The organism is Sulfitobacter sp. SK012 (assembly GCF_003352085.1).
Classification (GTDB): Bacteria; Pseudomonadota; Alphaproteobacteria; order Rhodobacterales; family Rhodobacteraceae; genus Sulfitobacter.
The window spans coordinates 3,306,910-3,319,117 of the sequence record NZ_CP025804.1; the positions used below are offsets into that span (position 1 = coordinate 3,306,910).

Annotated in this window: 11 protein-coding genes and 1 pseudogene; 6 read left to right on the plus strand and 6 right to left on the minus strand. The window is 56.0% G+C overall.

Annotation, left to right across the window (positions count from 1 at the left end; genetic code table 11):
- Positions 1-90: 90 nt before the first annotated feature.
- From hflC to rpiA, 4 genes are all read right to left on the minus strand, one after another.
- Positions 91-990, minus strand: coding sequence for a protease modulator HflC (gene hflC / locus C1J03_RS16095; RefSeq protein WP_114887517.1), 900 nt, complete (start codon positions 988-990; stop codon positions 91-93).
- Positions 990-2,210, minus strand: coding sequence for an FtsH protease activity modulator HflK (hflK, locus tag C1J03_RS16100; protein WP_174234471.1), 1,221 nt, complete (start codon positions 2,208-2,210; stop codon positions 990-992). The genes hflC and hflK overlap by 1 nt, the downstream gene beginning before the upstream one ends.
- A 71-nt stretch (positions 2,211-2,281) precedes the next feature.
- Positions 2,282-3,649, minus strand: coding sequence for a glutathione-disulfide reductase (gene gor / locus C1J03_RS16105; RefSeq protein WP_114887518.1), 1,368 nt, complete (start codon positions 3,647-3,649; stop codon positions 2,282-2,284).
- Positions 3,650-3,753: 104 nt separating this feature from the next.
- Positions 3,754-4,542 carry a ribose-5-phosphate isomerase RpiA gene (gene rpiA, locus C1J03_RS16110; RefSeq protein WP_114887519.1) on the minus strand — a complete coding sequence of 263 codons (789 nt, stop codon included), beginning with the start codon at positions 4,540-4,542 and terminating at the stop codon, positions 3,754-3,756.
- Positions 4,543-4,912: 370 nt separating this feature from the next.
- On the opposite strand from rpiA, the gene C1J03_RS16115 reads away from it, so the two are divergent.
- The 5 genes from C1J03_RS16115 to C1J03_RS16135 all read left to right on the plus strand — a co-directional run bounded on the left by C1J03_RS16115 (position 4,913) and on the right by C1J03_RS16135 (position 8,892).
- Positions 4,913-5,440 (plus strand): hypothetical protein, encoded by a 528-nt coding sequence (locus tag C1J03_RS16115; protein WP_114887520.1) that lies wholly within the window; start codon positions 4,913-4,915, stop codon positions 5,438-5,440.
- Positions 5,441-5,473: 33 nt separating this feature from the next.
- Entirely contained in the window at positions 5,474-5,662 is a 189-nt protein-coding gene (locus tag C1J03_RS16120; protein ID WP_114887521.1) for a hypothetical protein, read from the plus strand.
- A gap of 80 nt (positions 5,663-5,742) precedes the next feature.
- Positions 5,743-6,429 carry a glutathione S-transferase family protein gene (locus C1J03_RS16125; protein WP_114887522.1) on the plus strand — a complete coding sequence of 229 codons (687 nt, stop codon included), beginning with the start codon at positions 5,743-5,745 and terminating at the stop codon, positions 6,427-6,429.
- Positions 6,429-7,802: an L-serine ammonia-lyase gene (locus C1J03_RS16130; protein ID WP_114887523.1), complete on the plus strand. Its 1,374-nt coding sequence runs from the start codon at positions 6,429-6,431 to the stop codon at positions 7,800-7,802. The genes C1J03_RS16125 and C1J03_RS16130 overlap by 1 nt, the downstream gene beginning before the upstream one ends.
- A 94-nt stretch (positions 7,803-7,896) precedes the next feature.
- Positions 7,897-8,892: a DMT family transporter gene (locus tag C1J03_RS16135; RefSeq protein ID WP_254694073.1), complete on the plus strand. Its 996-nt coding sequence runs from the start codon at positions 7,897-7,899 to the stop codon at positions 8,890-8,892.
- A 43-nt stretch (positions 8,893-8,935) separates the two neighbouring features.
- Here the strand turns inward: C1J03_RS16135 and C1J03_RS16140 are convergent.
- Positions 8,936-9,454 (minus strand): annotated as a pseudogene (locus tag C1J03_RS16140) (thiamine diphosphokinase); the annotation flags it as partial.
- A gap of 138 nt (positions 9,455-9,592) precedes the next feature.
- Here C1J03_RS16140 and C1J03_RS16145 point away from each other — a divergent pair.
- Positions 9,593-11,866, plus strand: coding sequence for a hypothetical protein (locus C1J03_RS16145; protein WP_114887525.1), 2,274 nt, complete (start codon positions 9,593-9,595; stop codon positions 11,864-11,866).
- A gap of 83 nt (positions 11,867-11,949) precedes the next feature.
- Here the strand turns inward: C1J03_RS16145 and C1J03_RS16150 are convergent, their stop codons facing one another.
- Positions 11,950-12,177 (minus strand): DUF2842 domain-containing protein, encoded by a 228-nt coding sequence (locus C1J03_RS16150; RefSeq protein WP_114887526.1) that lies wholly within the window; start codon positions 12,175-12,177, stop codon positions 11,950-11,952.
- Between the last annotated feature and the right edge of the window lie 31 nt (positions 12,178-12,208).

Genomic DNA, 12,208 nt, shown 5'->3' on the forward strand with positions numbered 1-12,208 from the left:
AGATCCTTGCGGTGTTTCACTGATCTTGCAAAGCAAAAGGGGCCGTCCTGTCGGACCGCCCCTATTTAATTTCGCAATGACTTAAGCCGCTTAGCGGGTTTCGCCTTCTTCCGAGCGACGGCCCTGATCGGACCGCAAGTAGTTGAAGAATTCACTGTCTGGCGACAGAACCATGGTGGAGTTCTCCCCTTTCAGGGATGCCTCATAGGCGCTGAGCGAACGGTAGAATTCAAAGAACTCCGCATCCTTGGAATAGGCCTTCGCAAAGACGCGGTTGCGCTCTGCATCGGCTTCACCTTCGATGATGCGCGCATCGCGACGGGCTTCTGACAGGATTTCTTCGTAGGTCCGGTCAGCAAGGGCTGTAACACGCTGCGCCGCTTCACGGCCCCGCGCACGTTCGTCCGTTGCTTCACGTTCACGCTCAGCAATCATCCGCTGCAAGGTTGCGTCAAAGTTTTGCTCTGGCAGGTTGGTTTGGCGCAAGCGCACATCCACTACAGCCAATCCAAGCGCATCAGCGCGACTGTCGGACCGCACACGGATCTGGTCCATCAACGCAGAGCGTTCAGGCGACAAGATCGTGTTGGAAGTTACACCCTGCGAACCCAAAACGGCGCGGATTTGAGATTCGAGAATACCCGAAAGTTCAGCTTCCGCGCGGGCCTCGCCACTTGCACCAATCGCTTGGCGATACTGCACCACATCGTCGATGCGGTAGAGCACAAATGCGTCAATCTCCAGACGGCGATCATCGGCAGGCGTAACTTCGATCAGAGGCGTTTCCAGCGACAAAATCCGGTCTTCAAAGCTGACCAATTCGTCAAGCACCGGGATCTTAAACCCGATGCCCGGCTCAACCCGAACCTGTTTGATTTGACCAAACCGCAGCACGAGAACTTTTTCACGTTCGTCCACCACGAAAATAGACGATAGGATCGCCGCCACAACGATGACGGCAATTGGGATCAGATAACTTGTTTTACGCATTAGTTCGATCCTCCGCTGCGACGCAGCTCATTCAGTGGCAAGTACGGTACGACGCCCTGACCACCTCCATCTTTTTGGGACTCAAGGATAATTTTATCCACGTTACCAAAGACTTTCTCCATCGTTTCTAGATAAAGGCGCTTGCGCGTTACATCAGGGGCCGCCTGATATTCGGTCAGAACGGCCTCAAATTGGCTTGCTTCACCAATCGCGCCGTTCACTTCACGGGCACGATAACCTTCGGCAGCTTCTAGCAGCGTAGCACTTTCACCACGCGCTTCGGCCGTTTTCCGGTTGGCATAAGCATCGGCCTGACGCTCAAGCCGGTCACGTTCCTGTTCAGCAGCCTGAACGTCACGGAACGCATCGACAACGGATACAGTCTTGGTAACCCCCTTGGCGTCCGTTACGTTGACCGTCCGGCTTGGCGGATCCACCTTGTTGACGTTCACACGCAGCACGTTGATGCCAGAGTTGCGGTTGTCGAGCGTTTGCTGGATGAGATCGTTGACTTGTTCCTCAACCAATCCACGGTCGCGGTTCAAAATCGGAGCGAGTTCGGATTGTGCAATGACTTCGCGCATCGCAGATTCAGAAATCGCCCGGACTGCCGCTTCGGGGTCGCGCAGTTCGAATTTGAAATCTTTGGCGTCCTTGATGTTCCATACAACTTGGAAGTCGATGTCCACGATGTTTTCATCCGTGGTCAGCATCAAACCGTCATTGTCGCCACCAGAGCGCCGCACACCCAACTCTTCGGTGCGGTTGGTGGTAACGTCAAAAACTTCGGCAGTCACAACAGGCCAAGGCGCAAAGTTCAGACCCTCGGTGCCAACGCTGCTGAATTTACCCAAGAAAAGCTCAATCGACTGCTGTTCAGGACGCACCGTGTAAAAACTGGCGACCCCCCAAACCACTACCGCCGCAACTGCGGCTAGACCAATCGTGCCTCGAGTCAGCGCAGGGCCGCCGCTGCCACCAGTTCCGCCGCCGCCGCCGTTGGTTCGATCGCCGCCACCACGTCCGCCCATCAGGACGCGCAGTTGTTCTTGGCCGCGTTTTACCAACTCGTCGATCTCAGGGATCGGGGGTTTATCACCGCCACCGCGACCCGGAGGCTTGGGCGGGCCACCATTGCCGCGCTGCTTGTCGCCGCCGTCGCCGCCACCATTCCCAGAATTTCCGCCACCGCCCCAAGGACCGCCCGTGTTCCCAGCCATATTCATTCTCTCCTCATGGCGTGCCTTTTGGCCGCCCATTAGTGTCTAAGTGTGGCCTTTTTGGCCGAAATTCAAGCGCTTCGTACCGGCTTGGCCATGGTGACCATTTCTTCGGACATTGTGGGATGCACAGCGCAAGTTGCATCGAACTGCTCTTTTGTAGCACCCATCTTGACCGCGATGCCCGCCATTTGGATCATTTCACCTGCTTGTGGTGCGACGATATGACAGCCCAGCACGGTCCGTGTTTCTTGGCAAACGATCAGCTTCATCATCACCCGATCTGGCCGGCCAGCAAATGCCGTCTGCATCGGTCGGAAGGACGAGCAATAGACTTCGATCGGCCCCTTTTCAGCAGCCTCTTCTTCGGTCATGCCGACAGTTCCCATTTCAGGCTGTGTAAACACTGCGGACGGGATCAAATCGTGATCCACCGGCGTGGGCTCGCCACCAAAAACGGTTTTGGTAAAGGCCATCGCTTCGCGGATCGCCACCGGGGTCAGATTTACGCGGTCGGTCACATCACCGATGGCGTAGATCGAAGGCACCGCAGACTGGCTATATTCATCAACTTCAATCGCCCCGTTGCGCGCCAATTTCACGCCCAGCGCTTCGAGCCCCAAATCCGTGCTGTTGGGTTTGCGACCCGTAGCAAAGAACACCTGATCGAAGGTGCGTTCCTGACCATGCGAAGATTTGATCCAAATGCCTGCGTCTTGCTTTTCCATCTCAAGCACGTTGGCGCCGGAATGCATATCAATGCCGCGCGCACGCATGGCTTCGGCAACCAAGCCGCGGGCCTCGTCATCAAACCCGTTCAAGATTTGGGCACCGCGGAAGTACAGCGATACCTCGACCCCAAGGCCATGCAGAATGCAGGCGAATTCACAGGCGATATAACCACCCCCAATGATCAGCATCGACTTAGGCAGTTTATCTAGGTGAAAGATGTCGTCTGAGACGATGCCTTGATCGGCATTCTCAACGCCGAGCCGGATAGGGTGGCCACCGGTGGCGATTAGGATGTGCTTGGCAGTTTTGGTCTCACCGGTAGAAAGCGCAACCGTGTGTGCGTCCTGAATTGTCGCACGAGCATCAAATTTATCTACGCCAGATCCGTCAAGCAAGCTGCGATAGACACCTTCGAGACGGTCAAGCTCTGCGTTCATCTTGCCCGAGAAATTATCCCAATCAAATGCACCATCCTCGACGCTCCACCCGTAGCTGCGCGCGTCTTCGAAACTGTCGCGGTAGGTTGAGGCAAAGACCATCAGCTTTTTTGGCACACAGCCGCGGATCACACAGGTTCCCCCGTAGCGGTCCTGCTCGGCCAGGCCGACCTTGGCACCATAAGTACCGGCTGCGACCCGTGCGGCACGCACGCCACCTGATCCGCCGCCGATCACAAAGAGATCATAGTCAAAGCTCTGTTCGCTCATGGAAATATCTTACCCCTGGGTTCTTAGTGCGGCAGGTATAAGAGTGCAGCTGCGAGATTGCCAGTCAAGGAGGCCTTTATTTGCCGAAGTCCTGTCGGTTGCTGTCAGTCGCTGAGATCGGCAAAAAGATTGTCACTTTCAACAAAATCAAGGCGTTCTGAGGCAACTGTGCCTTCGTTGATGTCGCGCACGTCCACACGCCCATCCCCAAAGCCGATCACAACCACGTCACAGATATCGATGAACAGCCCGTTTTCCACCACGCCCGGCATCTGATTGAGCACCAGCGCCAATTGCCGTGCGTTCCCAATGCGGTTGAGATGCAGATCAAGGATGTGGTTGCCTTCGTCGGTGATGAAGGGCACCTGCCCGTTCATCCGCAAGGTCGAACTGCGGCCCAATACATCCATCGAGATCAGCGTTTCTTCGACCAATGCTTGGGTGGTTTGCCAGCCGAAAGGGATCACTTCGACCGGCAACGGGAACGCACCCAGCGTTTCAACTTCTTTGCCGACATCCGCAATGACGATCATCTGATCGCTGGCAGTCGCCACGATTTTTTCTTGGAGCAACGCACCGCCGCCGCCCTTGATGAGGTTGAGATCGCCGTCAAATTCATCCGCGCCGTCGATGGTAATATCCAACCATTTTGCCTCGTCCAGCGAGATAACTTCGATGCCGACATCACGCGCCAGTTCTGCGGTGCGGGTTGAGGTTGGCACCCCTTTGATGCGCAGCCCATCAGCGCGCACCATTTCGCCAAGGCAGCGCACCAGCCAAGCGGCAGTCGATCCGGTCCCCAATCCTACACGCATCCCGTCTTCGACGAATTGCGCAGCGCGCTTTGCAGCAACGAATTTGGCTTTGTCGATGGGCGAAAGTTCTCCGGACATGGGCGGCAGCTCCGTAAATATTGGGTCACTTGACCTTATAGGGGCAATGCGTGCGCGGCGCGAGGGGTCAATGGGCGGTTTTTGTCTCGAAGTCCTCATAAGTGCTGGGTTGTTCGGTGCAGGATCCAACGCAAGCATAACAGCACTATTTGGCTAAACTATCAGTGGCCAATTACAGCACCTTGGGTCATTCGTTTGGACAACACTAGGAACAGGCTCCGCGCCAGATGGCCGATGTTTCTGACCACCTGACTGATTGGCTGCTTTAGCAGGCATTGAGCAATGACGCACTGTCGGTCAGCTTAAAACCTTAACGGATCGCGTGCTCGAGGGCGGCGTACCCGTTGCGCGTATCAGTATGGGTCGGTCATTGCGGCATCCCGTCATTGGATTGATCGACATGCAATGGGATCGTGACAGCGGACTGGTCTTGACCCAACAGGTGCCGCGCCACATGATCCGCTCAGATTTGAATATGAACAGTCCATTTGCTGATCTGATCACCGGTAAATGCACTGAAGTCCACGCTGACCTCACCGATCCCAAAGATGTTGCCCGTTATCCTATCTTTGCTGATCTGGCCGCCCAGGGGGTCACGGGCTACATCGCGCTGTGCCGAAACTTTGGCAAAAGCCATGAACTCTATTCACATTTTGCAGGCGACTTCCGCGGTTCATCGGTGTCTCTTGCGACAATTCGGTTTAGTGGGTTTTCTGATGCAGACAATGAAGGGTTGGCCCGTCTGGTCACCCCACTTTGCACTTGCGCTCGAGTGGACAACGATCGGTTTTTGGTATCGGAAATTCTTGAAACATATCTGGGACGCATTTCAAGCAAGCAGCTTGTTTTGCTCGACATCGCCTTTGGTGTGGCGCTGCACGTGGAATCCGTCATTTGATGCAATGTCGGGACGGCCAAGCGACTGGACTTTATGGCAACCGGCCCTGCCGCCGCGGTTGCAGCGCGTGTTGAAAGCATGACCCGCAAGCTAGAGACTCCGTTGCTTGCCACTCAAGATTTTGCCGAACATTGTTCCGAGGCGGGGCAGGTTCAGGCCCCCACCACCTTGGCGGGTTTTGCTGATCAGATCACGTTGATCAGCTATCCTCACAAAAGCTGAAGGGTCCGCTTGTCCGTTTCCCTGCATGGTTTGTCGTTTTACAGCCCGCCATAGGCCGCAATCTGTCCTAGAGACGCCACATGAGCTATATCCTGCATTACGCCCCAGATAACGCCTCGTTGATTGTGCGCATGGCGCTTGAGCACATCGGGCAACCCTACACCACACAGTTGGTGGACCGTGCCGCGGGCGCGCAGGGCAGTGCGTCGTATTTGCGACTGAACCCCCATGGGTTGATCCCTGTGCTTGAGACACCTCAGGGGCCTATATTTGAAACCGGTGCAATCTTGTTGTGGTTGGCCGACACGCATGGCGGGCTCGGGCCGGGGCCCGCGCATCCCGACCGTGCAGCCTTCCTGAAATGGCTTTTCTTCACCGCGAATACTCTGCACCCCTCTATGCGGATGCTGTTTTACCCCAATAAATACATTGGGGATGATGTTGCGCAGCAAGATGCCTTGCGTAGCGTTCAGAGAACTTTGCTCCGCAAACACTTTGCGCAGCTTGACCAGATGGCAGACGTGCATTGGATCGACGGATCAGCATTGGCGTTTTATTTGGGCGGCTGCCTGCGCTGGTGCGCCATCTACCCCGCGAACACTGACCGCAGCTGGTTCACCCTTGCGGACACACCGCGGCTTGCCGCATTATGCGCCAAGCTCGACACCCTTCCCTGTACTGCCGCGACGATTGCGGCTGAGGGTTTGGGGCCTACACCATTCACCAACCCCATTCATGCCAATCCCCCCGAAGGAAGTGCGACCTGATGTTCCTTTCAGTTTTCGATATGTTCAAGGTGGGCATCGGCCCATCATCGTCTCACACGATGGGCCCAATGGTTGCCGCCGAACGGTTTCTTGCCAAGATGCGGGCTTCGCCTTTCCAGTTTGTGGGGTTGCGCGCTTCGCTCCATGGCTCGCTGGCGTTTACAGGTGTGGGCCATGCCACGGACCGCGCGACCATCCTTGGCCTCGCTGGGTTCACCCCAAAGAATTACGACGTCGAGAAAGCCGAAGCAGCGCTGAAAGAAATTTCGCAGACTAGGTTGATCACGGTCGACGGTTTGGAGCCGCTCAAATTCGATCCAAAGGTGGATTTAATCTTTGATTATGACACCCACCTTGAGGGTCATGCCAATGGTATGATGTTGATGGCCACCGATGCCCAAGGCGATGTGACGCTGCGCGAAGTCTATTATTCCATCGGTGGTGGTTTTGTCGTGACCGAAGACGAGTTGGCCGCCGGCAAAGACAGCGACGAAGGGGCACCGGTCCCTTACCCGTTCAAATCTGCCGCTGAGATGCTTGAAATGGCACAAGCCTCAGGCAAGAGCATTGCAGGTATGAAACGCGCCAACGAGGAATCGCGTGGCGGTGCTGAAAATCTGGCAAAAGGGTCCAAGCGGCTTTGGCAGGTGATGAACGATTGCATCAACCGAGGGCTTGAGACAGACGGCGTCCTTCCCGGCGGGTTGTACGTAAAGCGCCGCGCCAAGGGCATTCACGAGGCGCTCCTTGCCGAGCGCGGAATGAACCAGCAGGCACCCCATACAATCAATGACTGGATGAGCGCCTATGCCATGGCGGTAAACGAGGAAAACGCGGCGGGCGGTCAAGTGGTAACGGCCCCGACCAATGGGGCGGCGGGCGTCATGCCTGCGACTTTGCGCTATTATCTTGATCATGTGCCCGGTGCTTCTGAAAGCCATATCGAGGATTTCTTGCTTACGGCGGCCGCCATTGGCGGGTTGGTAAAGTTTAATGCGTCCATTTCAGGTGCCGAGGCGGGATGTCAGGCCGAAGTCGGGTCAGCAGCCGCGATGTCTGCTGCAGGACTGTGCGCTGTGATGGGCGGCACGCCGGAGCAGATCGAGAACGCAGCCGAAATCGCATTGGAGCATCATCTGGGCATGACGTGTGATCCCGTTAAGGGGCTTGTGCAAGTGCCGTGCATCGAACGAAACGGGCTTGGTGCGATCAAGGCAGTTTCAGCGGCCAGTCTTGCGTTGCGCGGCGACGGATCTCATCTGGTGCCGTTGGATGCCTGTATCGAAACCATGCGTCAAACCGGCATCGACATGAGCGATAAGTACAAGGAAACCTCGCTCGGTGGGTTGGCGGTGAACGTCCCCAACTGCTGATTGGCGAAACACGCAAAAGGTGCGTAGGTTGCGAAGGCAGCACTCGCGCAACCTACGCTTGCATTTATTCTCGGCGCATCCTAGCTTTTCTGTAATGAACACTGACCGCCCGATCCTTGGCATCCTTTTAATGCTCGGTTTTTGCATCCTCGCGCCTGTCGGGGACGCTGTGGCAAAGCTATTGGGGCAATCTGTCCCCTTGGGCGAAGTGGTTTTCATCCGATTTGCGGTTCAGGTGCTGATTCTCATTCCGATTATTTATGTCAGTGGCCGAAAATGGCGGATGCGGGGGCGCGTGCTTCGACTGACGCTCTTGCGCACGGTGCTTCATATCGTCGGGATCGCGGCGATGTTCACGGCCTTGCGGTACTTGCCGCTCGCGGATGCAGTGGCGATCGTCTTTGTCATGCCGTTCATCATGCTGCTGCTCGGAAAATATGTGTTGTCCGAGGAGGTTGGCATCCGCCGTCTTGCCGCCTGTACCGTCGGGTTTATTGGGACGCTCTTGGTTGTCCAGCCAAGCTTTTCCGAAGTTGGCTGGCCGGCCCTGTTGCCTGTATTCGTCGCGGTTAATTTGTCTTTCTTCATGCTGATTACCCGTCAGATTGCAAAAGAAACCGACCCAATCGGCCTACAGGCAGTTAGCGGGGCAATGGCCATCGCGATGATGTTGCCGATCCTGTGGATTGGCGCATCGTTTGACATCACTGTGCAGAACATAGCGCGCATTCAGAGTTTTGACTGGGGCCTGCTGCTGGCCATTGGGGTATTGGGGACGTTGGCCCATCTGCTGATGACATGGTCACTGCGCTTTGCGCCATCCGCCACGCTAGCACCAATGCAATATCTTGAGATCCCTTTTGCCACGCTTTTGGGTTTCGTGATCTTTCAGGACCTGCCTAACACCATGGCGTCGTTGGGCATTGCGATCACAATGGCCGCCGGCATTTATGTGGTCATGCGCGAACGGGCCACCGCGATGCTTGCGAAGCACTCAAGGACAACGCCTGTACAGCGGCCGCCAGTAGCGAACGTGGCGCGATCAGCAACATACCCGGTGCGTCCATCCACAACGCAACCTCTCCGGTAGCGCGGTTTGACGTCCCGCTGGTTTTTGCAGGATCAAAGGCCAACCCATCAATCGGCCATTCAAGCCCCGAACTGCGCCCTGTAACTGGCAGTAATGGAAACAGAGAGATCACATCACCCGCCTGCGTTGGGAGGGTAATATGGCGTGGAGCCAGCATTACGATTTCATTCTCACCAAGCAGAATACAAGGCTGATCCTGCCGGACAAGCAATGTGTGAAAACTGGCCAGTTGGTGATCAATGCGCAGCCCTGTGAAACCGACCGCCACAACCAAAGGTGTGGTCACACTTCTTAGAGCTTTGTCAAAATCGGTTGAGTTTTGTTCAGGGATTTTGTGAAATCTATCGCTCGGGATCTGCGCGATTGCATCATCTGGGGCACTGTCCATATCGCCGATAACAGCCGCAGGCATAACGCCCGCCTCGAGCGCTAGAACCAATCCACCATCGACTGCGACGCAAGTTGGTGCCATGCTGAGCGCGTGTGTGAGGTCTTCCACACTGGCAGATCCGCCTCCGACCAGCGTGATTGGACCAAATTCGTGAACAATACTTTGAAACATCCGTGTTTAATGCCTTTATTAGAAACAGATCACAATGTCGCCACGAAATGATACGCCCAGAGGCACAAATTCGGACCGCTTTCGACTTGCGGCCCATGGTAAACCGTTGACTGCAAAAGCGCAGAGGACGAGCATCCGATGATGAATAACAATAAGATTCTTACAGTCTCCTATGGCACCTTTTCGTGCACCCTGGAAGGTTTCGACGATTCCTTTGGGACGATGAAAGCCATTGCGGAGTATTTTCGCGATCTCGCCTCCGATGATCGGTATTTTGGCGCTGAGCCGCCGCAGCCTGATGCAGAGATGTTGGCACGGATCGCTCAAAAAGAGGTCTCTCGCCGGGTTGAAGCCCGCGAGCATGAGGGCAAGATCGTCCTGAGTGCGCATGAAGAGACCAAAGCGAAGGCGCCAGCCCCGCAACACGTATTGCCTGCGGTTGCGGCCACCGCTGCTGTTGCCGAAACGGATGTAGCCGCGGATGACACTTCAAACGAAGTCGCCGCTGAAACCGTCGCAGTTCCATCCGTGGAGCCTGTGGTTGCCCAAGCACCTGACGTGGTCGCCGATGTGGCACCTGTCGAAGAGGCAGAGGACGCAGTGGATCACGCCACGCTTGGCGCGCTGCTTGATGCCGATACGCATGAAGAAGAAGAAGCCACCGTTGTGGTAGAAGAAGTAGAGACGTTCACTGCTGAGGTCGCTGTTGATGCGGTCGCCGTCGAAACCATCGAGACTGTTGAAGCAGGTGCTGACATCGATGTTGCAGAAATCGACATCGTGCCCAGCCTGCCTGACACAGATGTTGAAGCGTTCTTTGCTGATAGCCCCGCCCCTCAAGACGCAATTGCTGAAGACATGGAAGTTGCGGAGCCGCAAGGTGCCGTTGGCGATACTATTGCCGACAAACTCAAGCGTATCCGTGCCGTTGTTTCCCAGCACCGTGATACGGACGAGGAGCCCGACTATACCGAAGACGAACATGCTGAAAACGATTTTGTGGCTTTGGATCAACCGATTACCGACTTTGATGAAGATGATGTTGCCGCGACGCTGGATGCTGAGTTTGAAGCCGCACCTGATGGTGTGATGGCCGAAACCCTGCGCGACATCGAAGATGCGCTTGATGCAGACGATGCAAATGAAGCAGTAGAAGTTGAGGATGACCCGGCGCAAGACACCGCCGAGGATATGGATGTCGACAGCGAAGAAGACGACATCGATGCAATTCTCAAACGTCTTGACCGCGGTGCTGAGGCTGATGCCCAAGAAGACGAGATTTTGGGCGCTATCGGCGCGGATGATGCGGATGATGCGGATGAGGCCGAAGATGATATCTCTGCCTTGATGGCCGCAAACAATAGCGATGACGCGGACCCACAGGATAACATCTTTGAAGCCGAAGACGTGATTGACGCCGACGCGACGGCCCCTCAAGCACGCGTTCTCAAAATCAAACGCGCCGAGCTTGAAGCCGCCATTCAACGCGGTGAGCTGGAAGAATACGAAGACGATGGCGATATGGCTGCCGCAAATTCAAGCCTCAGCGACCAGGACGAGCAAGAGCTCTCTCGCGAGCTGGCAGAGCTTGAAGCAGAGCTGGATGGCTCTGGTCACACACTCAGCGACGACGAGGATGGCGGCACGGACACAGGGCTCGGCTTGGACGATTTGCCCGAGATGACCGAGGACGATGCGGCCGCAACGGCGCGCCACGTGCGCCCTGCTCTGCCGGAGATCGATGGCGACCAAGACGCCGACCTTTCGCGCCTTATGGCTGAAACTGACAGCCAGATGGACGAGCCAGAGAGCGCCACGCGCCGCGATGCCTTTGCCCATTTGCGCGCTGCTGTTGCAGCCAAGAAAGCAGATGATGTTGCCGGATCAGGCGCAGACGATGGTGCAGATGAGAATGAAGCCTACCGCGAAGACCTTGCGTCTGTTGTGCGGCCACGTCGTCCGGTCAGCAACCCTGACGGCCGCAAAGCCCGCCCCAGTGACGCACGCCCAGCGCCTTTGAAATTGGTGGCAGAACAACGCATTGACATAGGTGCACCTAGCGATGCCGGCCCCGTACGTCCCCGCCGCGTGGCCGCAATGACGGAGACATCCACAGTTGTTGATGATGGCAGCTTTGCCGATTTCGCCTCAGAGATGGGCGCAACCAAGCTGCCGGATTTGTTGGAAGCGGCAGCCGCTTACATGTCCTTTGTTGAAGGGCGCCCACAATTCTCGCGGCCACAACTGATGACAAAGGTCCGTCAAGTCGAGCGCGAAGATTTCAGCCGCGAAGACGGGCTGCGTTCATTCGGCAAACTGCTGCGTGACGGTAAAATTGAAAAGATCAAAGGGGGCCGGTTTAAGGTCTCTGAACAGATCGGCTTTAAGCCTGACGCCCGCGCTGCTGGCTAAGGATCTGCCGTTTCGGAAAAACAAAAGGCGACCTCAGAAATGGGGTCGCCTTTTTTTTCCTGTGAACACCGGTTTGGCAAGAGTTAGTCGCTTTGTTCCGCATCTGGATCAGCTTGACCCACACCTTTGAAAACAAAGCGTAATGGGATTGCCCAGACCACACCGAGCCCCACATATATCAACAACTCGACCAGAAACGACTGGCGCTGAAACAGTGACACCAAAACCACTGCTGCAAGGATATAAAGCGGCAACCCCACCAACAGAACGACCAATGCCCAGCGCCGACGCGCCTTGTAACTTAGTGCCATGATGCGTCCCTCCTTTGCGCCTTACGTGGTG

Bases quoted from the DNA above. Each gene is read 5' to 3' on its own strand.
- hflC (WP_114887517.1), bottom strand. From the start codon at position 990: ATGCGTAAAACAAGTTATCTGATCCCAATTGCCGTCATCGTTGTGGCG.
- hflK (WP_174234471.1), bottom strand. From the start codon at position 2,210: ATGGCTGGGAACACGGGCGGTCCTTGGGGCGGTGGCGGAAATTCTGGG.
- gor (WP_114887518.1), bottom strand. From the start codon at position 3,649: ATGAGCGAACAGAGCTTTGACTATGATCTCTTTGTGATCGGCGGCGGA.
- rpiA (WP_114887519.1), bottom strand. From the start codon at position 4,542: ATGTCCGGAGAACTTTCGCCCATCGACAAAGCCAAATTCGTTGCTGCA.
- C1J03_RS16120 (WP_114887521.1), top strand. From the start codon at position 5,474: ATGGCAACCGGCCCTGCCGCCGCGGTTGCAGCGCGTGTTGAAAGCATG.
- C1J03_RS16125 (WP_114887522.1), top strand. From the start codon at position 5,743: ATGAGCTATATCCTGCATTACGCCCCAGATAACGCCTCGTTGATTGTG.
- C1J03_RS16130 (WP_114887523.1), top strand. From the start codon at position 6,429: ATGTTCCTTTCAGTTTTCGATATGTTCAAGGTGGGCATCGGCCCATCA.
- C1J03_RS16135 (WP_254694073.1), top strand. From the start codon at position 7,897: ATGAACACTGACCGCCCGATCCTTGGCATCCTTTTAATGCTCGGTTTT.
- C1J03_RS16145 (WP_114887525.1), top strand. From the start codon at position 9,593: ATGATGAATAACAATAAGATTCTTACAGTCTCCTATGGCACCTTTTCG.
- C1J03_RS16150 (WP_114887526.1), bottom strand. From the start codon at position 12,177: ATGGCACTAAGTTACAAGGCGCGTCGGCGCTGGGCATTGGTCGTTCTG.